This window comes from Bacteroides sp. 214 (assembly GCF_010501015.1).
Classification (GTDB): domain Bacteria; phylum Bacteroidota; class Bacteroidia; order Bacteroidales; family Bacteroidaceae; genus Bacteroides.
This window is the reverse complement of record NZ_QVML01000001.1, coordinates 308,823-323,700: the sequence shown is the minus strand read 5'-3', so window position 1 is coordinate 323,700 and position 14,878 is coordinate 308,823. Positions and strand designations below refer to the sequence as shown.

The 14,878-nt window shown below is 40.5% G+C and carries 10 protein-coding genes; 4 read left to right on the top strand and 6 right to left on the bottom strand.

Going from position 1 to position 14,878, the window contains the following annotated elements; translation table 11 throughout:
• Nucleotides 1-6: 6 nt before the first annotated feature.
• Both D0T50_RS01120 and trxA read right to left on the bottom strand, forming a co-directional pair.
• Complete coding sequence (locus D0T50_RS01120; protein ID WP_203558161.1) at nt 7-372, bottom strand: MarR family transcriptional regulator; 366 nt, start codon at nt 370-372, stop codon at nt 7-9.
• A gap of 12 nt (nt 373-384) precedes the next feature.
• Nucleotides 385-855 carry a thioredoxin gene (gene trxA, locus D0T50_RS01115; protein ID WP_163221099.1) on the bottom strand — a complete coding sequence of 157 codons (471 nt, stop codon included), beginning with the start codon at nt 853-855 and terminating at the stop codon, nt 385-387.
• A gap of 466 nt (nt 856-1,321) precedes the next feature.
• Here trxA and D0T50_RS01110 point away from each other — a divergent pair, with 466 nt between their 5' ends.
• The 4 genes from D0T50_RS01110 to xylE all read left to right on the top strand — a co-directional run bounded on the left by D0T50_RS01110 (nt 1,322) and on the right by xylE (nt 6,399).
• Complete coding sequence (locus D0T50_RS01110; RefSeq protein ID WP_163221097.1) at nt 1,322-2,056, top strand: NUDIX domain-containing protein; 735 nt, start codon at nt 1,322-1,324, stop codon at nt 2,054-2,056.
• Between the two features lie 19 nt (nt 2,057-2,075).
• Nucleotides 2,076-3,566 carry a xylulokinase gene (locus tag D0T50_RS01105; RefSeq protein WP_163221095.1) on the top strand — a complete coding sequence of 497 codons (1,491 nt, stop codon included), beginning with the start codon at nt 2,076-2,078 and terminating at the stop codon, nt 3,564-3,566.
• A gap of 42 nt (nt 3,567-3,608) precedes the next feature.
• The gene (gene xylA / locus D0T50_RS01100; protein ID WP_163221093.1) at nt 3,609-4,925 is read left to right on the top strand and encodes a xylose isomerase; all 1,317 of its coding nucleotides are present in this window, start codon (nt 3,609-3,611) and stop codon (nt 4,923-4,925) included.
• Nucleotides 4,926-4,992: 67 nt separating this feature from the next.
• Entirely contained in the window at nt 4,993-6,399 is a 1,407-nt protein-coding gene (xylE, locus tag D0T50_RS01095; RefSeq protein WP_163221091.1) for a D-xylose transporter XylE, read from the top strand.
• Nucleotides 6,400-6,478: 79 nt separating this feature from the next.
• Here xylE and D0T50_RS01090 read toward each other — a convergent pair whose 3' ends face one another.
• The 4 genes from D0T50_RS01090 to D0T50_RS01075 form a co-directional block, all read right to left on the bottom strand.
• The gene (locus D0T50_RS01090; protein ID WP_163221089.1) at nt 6,479-8,554 is read right to left on the bottom strand and encodes a glycoside hydrolase family 2 TIM barrel-domain containing protein; all 2,076 of its coding nucleotides are present in this window, start codon (nt 8,552-8,554) and stop codon (nt 6,479-6,481) included.
• A 30-nt stretch (nt 8,555-8,584) separates the two neighbouring features.
• Complete coding sequence (locus D0T50_RS01085; RefSeq protein ID WP_163221087.1) at nt 8,585-9,967, bottom strand: sialate O-acetylesterase; 1,383 nt, start codon at nt 9,965-9,967, stop codon at nt 8,585-8,587.
• A gap of 260 nt (nt 9,968-10,227) precedes the next feature.
• On the bottom strand, nt 10,228-11,847 hold the full coding sequence (locus D0T50_RS01080) for an SGNH/GDSL hydrolase family protein (protein ID WP_163221085.1): 1,620 nt from the start codon (nt 11,845-11,847) through the stop codon (nt 10,228-10,230).
• 93 nt (nt 11,848-11,940) lie between these two features.
• Nucleotides 11,941-14,811, bottom strand: a complete 2,871-nt coding sequence (locus D0T50_RS01075; RefSeq protein WP_163221083.1) for a glycoside hydrolase family 2 TIM barrel-domain containing protein — start codon at nt 14,809-14,811, stop codon at nt 11,941-11,943.
• Nucleotides 14,812-14,878 lie beyond the last annotated feature (67 nt).

The window sequence follows — 14,878 nt, the reverse complement described above, 5'->3', positions numbered from 1 at the left end:
CATCACTTATATCTTCTTTATTTTTGATATTAACTCCACAATTGTATCCGATTCGCATTTAATCGTTTCGATACACTTCTTTCCTTGGGGGGTAAGTTCGAAAAGCATTTGCCGCTTATCTTCCTTCCCCACAATACGCTCCACCAATCCTTTCTTTTCGGCCGACAATATTACTTTAGAAGAGTTGGATAGTGTGAGCCCCAGCATCTCCGCAATTCTGCCCGACGAGCATTGCCCCATTGTGTATAAGGAACATAAAAGCATTCCTTCGTTCAGTTTTACTCCATATTTATTATAAAACTCTACTTCGAAATCACTGATTGCCCTATATATATCACGTATCCGGCACAAAGGTTCTTCTCTTGGTTCCATCATGTTTTCAGTTTATTTTTTCAACAAAATACTATCTATGGCTTCTTTAAGTGAAGCTTTAGGCATAGCACCCTGCGATATTTGAGGAGCACCTTCCATGGGTACAAACAAAAGTGTAGGGATTGAACGAATGCCAAACACCGCTGCCAACTCCTGCTCTTTCTCCGTATCGATTTTATAGATATAGATATCATCGCCATATTCGGCAGCCAGTTCTTCTAAAATCGGTGCTATCATTTTACATGGCCCGCACCAAGAGGCATAAAAGTCAATTACTGCAGGCTTATCACCTAGATATTTCCACTCCAAAGGGTTAGCTTCATAGTTAGCAACCTTACTTAAAAAATCTGCTTTTGTTAAATGAATTGTTGTCATTGTATTTTCTTTTTTTTGATTAATACTCTTATTGTTCTTACTCGTTTGTCCGTTGCACGCTGTAAACCCAAGGCTTACAAGAAACAGTGCGATTACCATCTTTTTCATCTCTACATACTTACTTATTTAATACTACTTTACTCCTATTTTTCCCTTTTAATTTTAGAATAACAATGCAAAGGTATAAAATGTTTTCCATTGGAACAAATCTCCAAAGGAAATAAAGCTTGTATATTCATAAAAATCGTTAGCGGAATTAATTTAATACACAATTAGTCCGCCCAGCAGGTTCATATAGACTCCAAATACAGTTTGTCTTCACCGCTAATTTTCTGACTGTTTTTGTGTTAAGAAAACAGTCAGAAACAGTTCGTAAAACAGTCAAAAGTGAAGTGAAAAACAGTCAAAAAAAACATCACACAATTCATATTGTACAGTATATGAAAACCCCACCATTCCTTATTGTAACAAACATGATATTCATCATTCTGATATTTAATGTTTTATAGCATATTATTTTTCAACTTATCTATTGTTTTAATTTGTATGTTTGCAGCTATAAACAAAAAAGGCTATGTCACAAACCCCTATTAAAACACCTTTAGCAAACAACCACATATCAGTAGACTGTGTTGTATTAGGATTTGAAAATGAAGAACTTAAAGTACTTCTCATCAAACGAATGGGCGAAGATAACGGTAGTGTATTTCGCGACATGAAGCTACCCGGAAGCCTTATTTATACAGACGAAAATTTAGATGATGCCGCAAAACGTGTGCTTAATGAATTGACTGGTGTAAAGAACATTAGTTTATCGCAGTTCAAAGCATTTGGTTCAAAAAACAGAACGAGCGACCCTAAGGATGTACGTTGGTTGGAACGAGCTATGGAATCAAAGGTAGAACGTATTGTGACTATTGCCTATGTAGCAATGGTGAAGATTGGGAAAATGTTCAGTCAGTCGGAGTTGGATGAATATCAAGCTTGTTGGGTAGGAATTAATGACGTACCAAGTCTTGCGTTCGACCATAACCTTATTATTAAGGAAGCATTAGTATATATGCGCCAATTTGTAGAGCTAAACCCTGCTATTTTATTCGACCTACTGCCTCGCAAATTTACTGCGGCACAATTGCGTACGCTCTTTGAACTGGTATATGAAAGAAAAGTGGATGTGCGTAATTTCCACAAGAAAATCGCCATGATGGAATATGTGGTACAACTCGATGAACGACAGAAAGGAGTACCACATCGCGCGGCTCGCTACTATAAATTCGACAAGAAAATTTATAATAAACAAAGGAAATAATAACAAATTAACAGACAACATGTTTTTATTAGGTTATGATATCGGAAGCTCGTCCGTTAAAGCGAGTTTAGTAAACGCGGAAACAGGTAAAAGTATAGCCTCTGCTTTTTTCCCAAAGACAGAAGCAGAGATTATAGCAGTAAGTCCGGGCTGGGCAGAACAAAATCCGGATAGCTGGTGGGAATACCTTAAATGCGCTACCACTGAAGTGTTAAGAGAGTCGGGAATCAGTTCGGCAGAAATCAAAGCAATTGGTATCTCTTATCAAATGCACGGGCTGGTGTGTGTGGACAAAGATCAACAGGTATTGCGTCCTTCCATTATCTGGTGCGACTCGCGTGCGGTTCCTTATGGAAACAAAGCATTCGAAACTTTGGGCGAAGAGCAATGCCTCTCCCACCTACTCAACTCACCGGGGAATTTTACTGCATCTAAACTGGCATGGATTAAAGAGAACGAGCCGGAACTGTACGAACGTATTTATAAAATCATGCTGCCCGGCGACTATATCGCCATGAAACTTAGTGGTGAAATATGCACCACCATTTCAGGACTCTCCGAAGGTATCTTCTGGGACTTTAAAAAGAACCAAGTGGCAGACTTCCTGATGAAGCACTATGGTTTTGACGACTCACTAATAGCCGACATTAAGCCTACTTTTGCCGAGCAAGGACGCGTAAATGCTATCGCTGCTGCCGAACTGGGATTGAAAGAAGGCACACCGATCACTTATCGTGCAGGCGACCAACCCAACAACGCCCTCTCACTGAATGTATTCAATCCGGGCGAGATTGCCTCTACAGCAGGAACTTCGGGTGTAGTATATGGAGTAAACGGCAATGTAAACTACGACCCGCAATCACGCGTAAACACCTTTGCGCATGTAAACCATAACGCAGAACAAACTCGCTTAGGCGTTCTCTTGTGTATCAATGGCACAGGCATTCTTAACTCATGGGTAAAGAGAAACATCGCCCCCGAAGGTATTTCCTATGACGACATGAACGTATTAGCATCCAAAGCGCCTATTGGTAGTGCAGGTGTAAGTATCTTACCTTTTGGTAATGGCGCAGAGCGTATGCTAAACAATCGCGAAATAGGTTGTAGCATCCGCGGAGTAGATTTCAACACACACAGTAAACAACACATTATTCGTGCTGCACAAGAAGGCATTGTCTTCTCCTTTAAATATGGCATCGACATTATGGAAGAGATGGGTATCCGTGTAAATAAAATACATGCGGGTCATGCCAATATGTTCCTGAGCCCTATCTTCAGAGGAACACTGGCAGGGGTAACAGGTGCGGTTATCGAGCTTTATAACACCGACGGTTCAGTAGGAGCTGCTAAAGGCGCTGGTATCGGTGCTGGTATCTATAAAGACAATAAAGAAGCTTTTGCAACACTAGAGAAATTGGACGTAATAGAACCCAATGTGGCGCAACGGCAAGAGTACGCCGATGCGTATGAAAGATGGAAACGACGCTTAGAGAAATCAATGAGCAAGTAGATATACAAACTAATATTAATCAATTAAATTAAAAAGTTTTTTATGGCAACAAAAGAGTTTTTCCCATCAGTTGGGAAAATTAAGTTCGAAGGAAAAGAGAGCAAAAACCCTATGGCATTCCGTTACTATGACCCCGAAAAGGAAATCAACGGAAAGAAAATGAAAGATTGGTTGAAATTTTCTATGGCATGGTGGCACACTTTGTGCGCCGAAGGTGGCGACCCATTTGGTGGTGGTACAAAAACTTTTCCATGGAAAACAAATACAGACCGTCTGCAAGCTGCTAAAGACAAATTGGACGCTGGTTTTGAATTCATGCAAAAAATAGGTATTGAGTACTATTGCTTCCATGATGTGGACTTGATAGACGAAGCCGAAACTATTGAAGAATACGAAGCAAATATGAAAGCTATCGTAGCTTATGCCAAACAAAGACAAGCCGAAACAGGCATTAAACTATTGTGGGGCACTGCCAATGTATTTGGTCATGAACGCTATATGAACGGTGCGGCTACCAATCCAAATTTTGATGTAGTAGCTCGCGCAGCAGTACAAATCAAAAATGCTATCGACGCAACAATCGAGTTGGGTGGTTCAAACTATGTATTCTGGGGCGGACGCGAAGGTTATATGTCATTATTGAACACAGACCAAAAACGTGAGAAAGATCACTTGGCGCAAGTATTGACTATGGCTCGTGACTATGCTCGCAGCAAAGGCTTCCAAGGAACATTCCTGATTGAGCCAAAACCAATGGAGCCAACCAAACACCAATACGATGTAGACACTGAAACTGTTATCGGCTTCCTGAAAGCACACGGATTGGAGAAAGACTTCAAAGTAAACATCGAGGTAAATCATGCAACATTGGCTGGTCATACTTTTGAGCATGAATTGGCAGTAGCTGTAGATAATGGCATGCTTGGGTCTATCGACGCTAACCGTGGCGACTACCAAAACGGTTGGGACACAGACCAATTCCCTATCGACCAATTTGAATTGGTACAAGCTATGATGCAAATCATTCGCAATGGTGGCTTGGGCAACGGTGGAACAAATTTCGACGCGAAAACTCGTCGTAACTCTACCGATTTGGAAGATATCTTCATTGCACACATCGCCGCAATGGATGTAATGGCTCGCGCACTTGAAAACGCAGCCGACTTCCTGAACAACTCTCCTTACTGCAAAATGTTTGCAGAACGTTACGCTTCATTTGACGCAGGTAAAGGTAAAGAGTTTGAAGATGGCAAGTTGTCATTAGAAGACTTGGTTGCCTATGCTAAAGCTAATGGCGAGCCGAAACAAATCAGCGGCAAGCAAGAGCTTTACGAAGCGTATCTTAATATGTATATTTAATTAATAAAGTAAAGGCTGCGCTTTTTCAGCGCGGCCTTTATTCATTCAACTCATCTCAACTACATTCATGAAAAATACAACAAACGATGGTAGCAAGCTCTACCTTTATGGCGTTACAGCAGTGGCTGTAATAGGCGGATTACTTTTCGGATACGACACTGCGGTTATTTCAGGAGCCGAAGGTGGTCTGGAAACATTTTTTATGGGCGCCACCGATTTTGAATACAACAAAGCATGGCATGGCGTAACCGCATCGAGTGCACTTATCGGTTGCGTTATCGGGGGAGCAATTTCGGGAATCTTTGCTTCACGCTTTGGTCGTAGGAACTCACTGCGCATTGCCGCATTACTTTTCTTCCTCTCTGCTCTCGGATCGTACTATCCCGAGTTTCTTTTCTTTGATTATGGTGTGCCAACTAAAGATTTATTGGTTGCATTCAATTTATATCGCATTTTAGGAGGTATCGGCGTTGGTCTTGCATCGGCTGTTTGCCCTATGTATATTGCCGAAGTAGCTCCCGCTAATATGCGTGGACGTTTGGTTTCGTGGAACCAATTTGCTATTATTTTCGGTATGTTAGTAGTTTACTTCGTGAACTACCTCATTCGCAACAGTCTGGCTAGTGCCGATTTAATGGTATCTATTGGCTGGAGAAGAATGTTCCTTAGCGAAGCATTCCCCGCTGCTTTATTTGGTCTTATGTTGTTCTTTGTTCCTAAAACTCCACGTTACCTTGTTTTGAGTGGACAACCAGAGAAAGCTCTTGGTATTTTGGAACGTATCAACGGCAAGAAGAGTGCAGCTTCTATCCTTGAAGAAATTAAAGTAACCGCTGTTGAAAAGAGCGAAAAAATATTCACATACGGTGTGGGGGTTATTATCATTGGTATCTTGCTTTCTATTTTCCAACAAGCGGTAGGTATCAATGTAGTGCTTTATTATGCCCCACGTATTTTCCAGAATATGGGAACAACAGGCGATGTTGCCATGGTTCAAACCGTGGTAATGGGTATTGTGAACATTATCTTTACAGTAGTAGCTATTGTTACAGTAGATAAGTTTGGTCGCAAACCGCTGCTAATTATAGGTTCTATCGGTATGATGGTTGGTATGCTCGCCTTGAGTATCCTTTCGTTTATGAACCTGATTGGTGTAGCAGCGTTGGTATTTATCATTATCTACACCGCTTCATTTATGATGAGCTGGGGTCCTATCTGCTGGGTGTTGATTTCGGAAATATTCCCTAACACTATTCGTGGAAAAGCAGTTGCTATAGCAGTAGCAGCACAATGGATTGCCAACTTTACAGTATCAAGTACTTTCCCATCACTTTCGGAGTGGAGCGTAGGCGGTACATACTTAATTTATGCAACGTTCGCATTACTATCGGCTGTTTTCGTTTGGAAATGGGTACCCGAAACAAAAGGTAAAACGTTGGAAGAAATGAGTAAACTATGGAAAAAAAATAAATAGCAAATCTCTCTCTTATATATATTAAAAGGAGGTGCATCGAATATTATTTCTGATACACCTCCTTTTTTTGTATACAACGCTATTTTAAGATCAACGTACAAGCATCTTCCAACATGACCTTTCCTGCCTTGCCTTTTACTAACACTTCATTCTTTCCCGGAGCAAGCTTAACATCATTCCATAACATACGGTTTAGCCTATCTTTCTTAGCCACACCAATCTTCTTACCGTTAATATAGAGTGTTGCTTCCTTCAGGTTGCTATAGACTTTAATTTGAGTAAGCGCCTCAGTTCTTTCCACAAAACGATGGCTGGCTATGTAGAGCATAGGCTCGGGATTCCAGTTGGCTTTATAGAAGTAAAAAGCATCTTTTTTCGTTTTACGGTCGTAGGTAAGCAAACCTTTGTCGTTTATGCCATCTTTATCTCCTTCACGACGAATAGATGATTGAAAATCAGCAAACAGCCAGATAAATTTGCCCCACAAGTACGGACGTTCCGAGAAAGCATCCCAATTACCTTCATGACAATGAGCCTGTGCCTCTTCGGGGTGAAAAGAAGCCGGAAGCATACCATCTACAATATTGCTTCCCGATATTTTATTGCTAGCGTTCAACGGCCATTGATGATGCTTCACACTACCACCTGCACCATATTCAGATACTCCAACAGGTTTATTATTGGAAGTAGCACGCGCATGATCGAAGAACTTGCCCGCTGCAGGAGCAGCGTCGCTATACCAGCCGAAATATTTATTCCAAGCTACAAGATCGGCGCAATCCAGATAATCTGTTTGATCCACACAGGTAGCAAAAGCTGTAAGGCGTTGCTTATCAATACTTTTATAGAGGGCATTGAGCTCTTTCACGTAAGGAACGGGGTTATCGTATGCTTTGAAACGATCTACAGTCAACAGTATTTCATTAAAGATACCCCAAAAAACGATAGAAGGATGATTGTACTTTTGGTACACAAGCTCTTTCACAGCAAGACGGCCATTATTCTCAAAAGCTTCATTTTTCAGATATCCTGTATAAGCATAACCTCCGGGACCACAAAAGGGGATTTCTGTCCACAACACAATGCCGTTTTCATCGCACAGATTGTACATAGGTTCGGCATGTGGATAATGCGCCAAGCGCATGGCAGTAGCACCAATTTCGTTGATTATAGACATATCAAGGTTATAATCTTCTTTTGTTAAAGCACTTCCTTTCCCCTCCACATCTTCATGGCGACAAAAGCCATACAAGTCCAGATATTCACCATTAAGAAAGAAACCTTTGTCGGGATCTACATGAAAGAAACGAAATCCGGTCTTCTGCGACACACGATCTATAAGTTTACCATTATCATACAATTCGGCAATAACCGTATAGAGATAAGGATTCTTTTTCCCATTCCATAGAGTAGGATTCGCTATCTTAAAAGGCTGCTTAATAGAAGCACTCTTTACATCCGATTCTTGATTGGCTACTATTTTCCCGGTAGCATCGATTACAGAAGTTTTCAGCGTCAATCCGGCTTTCTTTTCTTTCAAGGAAAACATTGTTTCTATCATTATCTCCGCACACTGTTTAGATATATTTTCCTGATGAATGAATAATCCGGGCGAAGCATAGAAGAGCGGCGAAATACAATTATTCTCCGTTACTACAAGGTGGCATGGACGATGAATACCTCCATAGACATTAAAGTCTCCACTGATAGGCATAACATCTGTACGATAAGCATTGCTTACCCATACCTCCAGTTCGTTGTTTCCTGCTGTTACATAATCTGTAATCTCCAGACAAAAAGCAGTATAACCACCATGATGTTGCCCTACGGTTTGCCTGTTTACAAAGATATCAGCTACCGAGTTTACTCCCTCAAAATAGAGAAACAACCGCTTACCTTTCATTGCCGGTGTAATTTCAAGAGGGCGTTTATACACCATCATTTCGCGATTATACAGGGTGGTTCCCTCAATATAGTTTGCGTTCCAGGTATGTGGAATAGTTACGGAGGTAAGCGCCACATTATTCTTGGTAGCCGAAATAGGTTTGTAACCCCAACCTTGATCAAGGAGGATTACTTCGCGCTGAGCGCTGAGAGTTAGGTTGCTTAAGAGCAATAAAGCAAAAAAACAAAAAAAAGTTTGGTGGTTTTTCATGATATAGTGTGTATTTGAATTTTATTTTCTTCAATGAGCCGTACTAAAAGGTACAGTGGGCAACCCTTCCTTATTAAAAAGATTGGGCATGGCTTCTTCATCCCACGCAAAGCGTACCTCAACGGGTTCTTTAGTATTATTATCCTTTGGCAGTACTATTGTATTGTTTTTGATAACTGCATTCGCTTTCTTAAATGCACCTTTTTTGTCTTTAAGGTAGAACCAATTAGGTGCTTTGCCGTCATTAGTAGTAAGACCTGATCCTACGTTGTCAAATTCGAGAATGATTTCCGTTCCTTGAACAGACAAACTATTAAAAGTAGGACCACTACAAATTACATCTGTTTTTCCATAGTTTTTAGCCAAAGCCAATCGTGCCAGGCGCTCTCCTACTACCCACTTATAACTAGGATGTATATCTTTGAGGTTATCGACCAAGTCGGTGGTTACTACCATTCCGGTATGTGGCATGGATAAACAAGCTGTTTGTGCTTTCCAAAAGAGCGGCAAAGCTTCCCATGTGTTTGCTACAAGAGTTCCTCTGCGGGGTGAGTAGAGATAAGGAGCCAATTGAACATAGTAGAACGACAGACTATCGTCTTTCCAAGCTGCGCGCCAACTCTCTACAAGATTGTTTTGCTTGGCGGTGTAAGCATCGGTATCTCCATTTATCAAATTTGTTTCGCCCTGATACCACAAAAATCCGCGAAGCGAATAAGGAGCCATAGGTTCCACCATCTTTATATACCGCTCGCCCAATGGAGGAGTCCATGTCTCAATGGGCGTACCTCCCCAAGAAGTTGAAATAATACCAACAGGAACATCTATGTTGTCGACTAATGACTTTGCAAAAAAGTAACCAATAGCCGAAACGGGCGCCAACGATTCTTCATTGAGCATTTGCCAACCTTTGGAAGGTAAAGTATCTGTTTTCAGGTTTTTCTCCACATACATTACTCTGATGATAGGGCTATTGGCTGCTTTGAATGATTTTTGAAGAAACTCTTTATCTCCCCGTTGTGGTTTGGCATAGTGCAAATGTTTATTCATAGAATACTCCATATTCGATTGGCCCGATGCTAGCCACACCTCACCTATTAGGATGTTCTTCAATACTATTTTCTTGTTTTTTCCTTGAACAATAAGCTGTTGCGATACTTTGGTACTCTTTAGTTCATCTAGCTGAACCGCCCAATTACCGTTTTCATCTGCTTGCGTTCGTTTGGTTTGCTTCTGGAATTTCACGATTACCGACTCCCGAGGAGTAGCACTTCCCCAGATAGTTACTTTCTTACCTTGTTGCAATACCATATTATCACTAAGCACTTTAGGAAGACTTAGTTGGGCATAAGCAGCTAAAGGAATTACTAAATACAATAAAAAAAGGAGAGTGATTTGCGAATACTTTTTCATGGTTTGATATTATTTATTTATTGATTGTTGTTATTTTGCTTTTATAAAGACGACGAGTATTGTTGGTTCTATGTACTCTACGAGTCAGGAAATGTATTGTTACGATTTTCTCACCATGGTGAGAACAAATACTCAACAAGGAGAGAATAGTTTCTCAACATGGTGAGTATTTATTCTCAAAGCACTAAAATTTATTGAGAAAACTGCGTAATGAGACAACGAGTTTTATTGCTTCTGTGTACCCAATGAGATGCTACAGATCACTGGTTTATACCATTAAGAATTTTCAATGCAATTATTTCTTGTCCTTTTGCACTCATGTGTACACCATCTAGAGCATAATAATCTAAAACGCCAAGCAAAGGTTGATAAACATCGACGACTTTAACTTTTTTCTTTTCCGCAATAGATTTCAATTGTGGAATTAACTCACTCAACCTTTCATTGCTTCCATTATACTTTTTAGACACATCCGTAGCGCGTATTGGTGGAGGTGTAACGAAGATGAGTTTCGAATTCTTGTACAGCTTATGCTTTTTTATTTTGTTCAGTAATTGTTCAAAATTAGCAAGAATTTCTTGCTGTCTTTCTGAAAATTCTACTTTTGTGTCGTTAGTTCCAAGATTCACTATTACATAATCAATCTTTCCTTTCACTAGTTGATTATGCACCTCATCTAAACAACTATCAATATTTCTCAGCATATTTAGGGCTGCTTTGCCATTATTATCAAAACCAATTGTTCTACCGCTTTTAGAAATATTAAAAAACGAAGAGTTTGGAATCATTCCTTGGAGCTGTGTTGCCCATCCATCAGAATTAGCAGCATTCGAATCTCCTAAGATTAATATATTCTTTTTCAAATCTACCTGTTTTTCATAAGGAATTAAGCCTAATGCTTGTGGCAATTGCTCGTGCCGTCCTTCGAAAATCGTCAGTTGAATATTCTCATATTCACGGAAAAGATGAATATTTCGACCATATAAAGTTTTGTTTCTATTATTATCGGGATTTATTCGTTTCGATAAGAGTTCGACTATCTCGCTTTTCGAAACCAAATCTTTATCCGAAAAAGCTTTTACCGAAATTTCGTCGGTTGTAGCATCATTATATTTCAGCTCGCCAACCAAACGGTTGTACATATTGAGCGAATGAGTAATCGGAACAGAGCCTCTATAGCCATCGTGAATACCTGCATAAATATATAGTTTTGCATTCTTTCTTATATCAACAGGAAACGTATGTTGAATGGGAGACCGTCGTTCAGCTTCGTCACGATAGAAAACACTATCACTTGAAAGCGATTTGATTATATCAATAGCATATTTCTGTCCTCTCCCAACCGATTCCCAGTACCATGCTTCAATATCTGAAATAGGAACCCAAGCTGAAAAAGATCTCACTGGATATATAGTATTCATATACGAGAGTAAAGTTGCATATCCGCCACCTGAAACACCAATTACATGTACCTCCTCAGGATCTGCATTGGTTTGTTCTACCGCATATCTGATAGCATCTTCAATATCAGAAATAGCCAACGGACTACCCATTGCTTCAGGATGATTGTTCGCACCACGAAAATCGGGGTGAATATAATTCCAATCGCGTGCCAAGATCTCTTTAGTTAATGGGTCGGTTTGTGTATAATTCCCGCTCCAAGTGTGAAGACTTACAATTAATGGTTGAGGCGTTCTGTTCTTAGAACTGTACATAAACGCTTTTTGCTGCGTTCCATCCACAGAAGAAGTAATGCTTACCTCAACAAATGCATCACTCCATTTCTTTTTCGAGGTATTGTCCCAAGTAGGCTCTTGTTGTGCAAAGAGAGTGGTGCAAAGAGCAATTATTAAACAAAAAATCAATGATGTTTTTTTCATATTACATACTTTTATTTACAAAAATACCTCTAAAAAACAATTTCAAAAACAAAATTCCTGTTTTTGAAATTGTTTTTGTTTTTTTATTAGATATTACTTCATGAGTTCCACAGTAAATCCACCCACGAACAGTTCATCCGTCAATAATCGCGGAAAAGAATCATCCGCTTTGCGCCCTTTCTCTGGTCTTGCTGCAACCCCCGAAAGTATTGAAATAACTTCGGGGTTGGCAGCGCTATGTTCCATATAGCCAATATTGGTTATATGTAATTTACCAGCGCTCCCACTTCGTTCAATCCAGCGAGTAACTTTTGTTCCTATAGTTTCTGTAGTTCCGGCTACACCACCCCATACACCAAGTATAGCTGCAGATTGTTTGTTGGGATAGCCGTTGTAAGGGCCAAGTCCTAACCAATACAGATTATCCAACTCCTTTACTGTCTTCATTTCCATACCTACCACAGGTAATGACGGAACACTTACATTGGTCAAGAACTCGTAATGCACATCCAGTTTACCGTCTGCGCCAATGGTGTAACAATAGGTTGCAACAAAGCTATTCTTTGTATCTATGATATATTTTACTTTTGTAGAGATTATAACAGTTGTTGCACTTTCTTCAATGTTCCAAACTTCAACCGAAGGTGTAAATTTATTAAAATGCCCCGCTTCACGTGCAAACTGCCTACCTATTACGCTTGTTTCACTACGGTCAGGTGTGCGCCAGATTGTGGGTTTCAATTCGGTTATTAATTGCTTTCCGCCTATCTCCCCGCTTACCAAATGTCCTGTTTTAGAATCAAAGAGGTAGCGTATATCATTTGCTTGTATAATAACTGTTTCTCCATTTATTACTGTTGGCTTCGTAGTACTGCGAACAACTTGCATAGGCAGTTCAAGAGATGGACGGAGTTCTACTGCCTTACGACAAATCTCTATTCCTTGTGTATTCGTAAATGTAAGCCATGCATAGTATATTTTTCTTGCTTCTACACTTTTAAGTACCTCTAACGGAAGTTTGAATATGGCTGTGGAATGTGGTTTTCCTTCAACAGAAGTTATTCCCGAAGCCAGTTCTTTAGCATCTTCGCGAATAGACCATGTTATTTTCACATTACTCAAGTTCGTAAAATCATACTCATTTTGGATAGGAATACGCACAGAAGCCTCTCCAGGAACAAACGAAACGGTATTTACTGCAGGATATACATACGCGTATACAGCTTTCGTTTCTAGATAATCTTGCGTTATGTTGCGATACGAATCCACTATACCATCCCAACCATTCTCATCGATGCGTAGATATTCGTTACCATCGCTTAATTTATTGGGATTATCGAGTTTTACCGGAGTTTTGATTCCTTGGTCGGCCCACATCCAAATAGCACCTCCCGCTCCTGCCGGATGTTTAGTAAGCGCTTTCCAACGCGCTTCCAATCCACCGAAACCATGCGTACCGAAGGCATGTGTGTATTCGGTGGTAATAATTGGGCGAGTAGACTGGGCGGCCAATTCATCGTATTCGCTTGGATGCCAATAATGCGGTGCAAGAATGTCTATCTCTTCGGGCAGCCAACATTCGGCACGCCAAGGCAGCAATACAGGACGTGTGGGGTCTATGGATTTTACTGTTTTTACACCTGCCATATGTAGTGAAGTTAAAGGATCTTCGTTACCCACAGACCAATAAATAATACTCGGACTATTGATGTCGCGAATTACCGTGTCATATGAGCGTTGCAATACAGCTCCTGCAAACGAAGGATCATACATAAGCATTGACGCACCACCCAATGATACCTCGTTACCTACATACATACCCATTTCGTCGCACAGTTCGATAAAGCCACGTGCGTGAGTGTAGTGTGCCATGCGGATATAATTGATGTTGGCAGCTTTCATCATAGTAATATCTTGCAACCAATGCTCGCGTGTCGTAGCGCGACCTACTTCGGGATGTTCATCGTGTCTGTTTACCCCGCGTAACTTTACCGCCTGTCCGTTAATGCGAAACACACCACCTGTGGTAGAAATCTCACGAAAGCCGATGCGCTCAGTACGTGTATGGGAAATATTGCCTCTTTCCAGTAATTCTACCGTGAGGTTATATAAATAAGGCGTCTCAGCATTCCAGTGGTGAGGTGCTTGTACACGTAACGTTAGCGATACTTCGCGATCAGTAGAAATATGTGCGGGAATAGTTAATTGCTGCTTAACAACTTCCTTACCCTCTTTATTAGTAAGTGTAACGCGTAAATCATACGGTTCTCCTGGACTAGAGTAATTGCCTGGCAATGTGTTTTTTTGTCGGTCACTAATCATAGTGCGAATTTTCAGATCGGCATCCCTGTATTCATTATCGAACATAGTTTGTGCCGTCACCATGTCTATATATCTGTCACGAGGCATAGATTCAAGAGTTACATCGCGATAAATGCCTCCCAAAGTCCAATCGTCGAAGGTGTCACTTTTGTAGTCACGGGTTACTTGTCTCACGCGAACAGCCAAACTATTCTTGCCTTTGCCATTTAGTTTACCCGTTACATCGAAAGCAAAAGAAGTATAGCCACTATCGTAACGACCCAAGTAATGACCATTCAGCCACACCTCTGCTGACGACCATACTCCTCCGAAATGTAATAGTACACGTTTCTCGCCCATGCCTTTGGGAATAGTAAATTCATGCAAATAAAACCCTTCGCTAGCTTGATTGTCTTTAAATCCGCGATAGACTGGTTCTTCATAGCCCAACACCGCCCAATTAGAAGGTACAGGGATTTTATCGAACTTGCTGTCATCAAAGGTTGGCAAATAGAATTCAGCCAAGGCAGTTGCCTCGGTTGGTGTTTTGGCTAAAGCAAATCGCCAACTGCCGTTGAGGGAGAGGTGTTCTTGAGCATAGCTGTAGCGACACAACAGTAATAGGAACAAAAGTGTTATTCCTGATTTATATATATTTTTCATGTTATTAATGTCTTTTTTTGTTATTTATATTAGTTGCACCTCTTTTAGCCCACATTTTATACGGGTA

Coding starts and splice junctions, on each gene's coding strand:
- D0T50_RS01120 (WP_203558161.1), bottom strand. CDS start 372: ATGGAACCAAGAGAAGAACCTTTGTGCCGGATACGTGATATATATAGG.
- trxA (WP_163221099.1), bottom strand. CDS start 855: ATGAAAAAGATGGTAATCGCACTGTTTCTTGTAAGCCTTGGGTTTACA.
- D0T50_RS01110 (WP_163221097.1), top strand. CDS start 1,322: ATGTCACAAACCCCTATTAAAACACCTTTAGCAAACAACCACATATCA.
- D0T50_RS01105 (WP_163221095.1), top strand. CDS start 2,076: ATGTTTTTATTAGGTTATGATATCGGAAGCTCGTCCGTTAAAGCGAGT.
- xylA (WP_163221093.1), top strand. CDS start 3,609: ATGGCAACAAAAGAGTTTTTCCCATCAGTTGGGAAAATTAAGTTCGAA.
- xylE (WP_163221091.1), top strand. CDS start 4,993: ATGAAAAATACAACAAACGATGGTAGCAAGCTCTACCTTTATGGCGTT.
- D0T50_RS01090 (WP_163221089.1), bottom strand. CDS start 8,554: ATGAAAAACCACCAAACTTTTTTTTGTTTTTTTGCTTTATTGCTCTTA.
- D0T50_RS01085 (WP_163221087.1), bottom strand. CDS start 9,967: ATGAAAAAGTATTCGCAAATCACTCTCCTTTTTTTATTGTATTTAGTA.
- D0T50_RS01080 (WP_163221085.1), bottom strand. CDS start 11,847: ATGAAAAAAACATCATTGATTTTTTGTTTAATAATTGCTCTTTGCACC.
- D0T50_RS01075 (WP_163221083.1), bottom strand. CDS start 14,811: ATGAAAAATATATATAAATCAGGAATAACACTTTTGTTCCTATTACTG.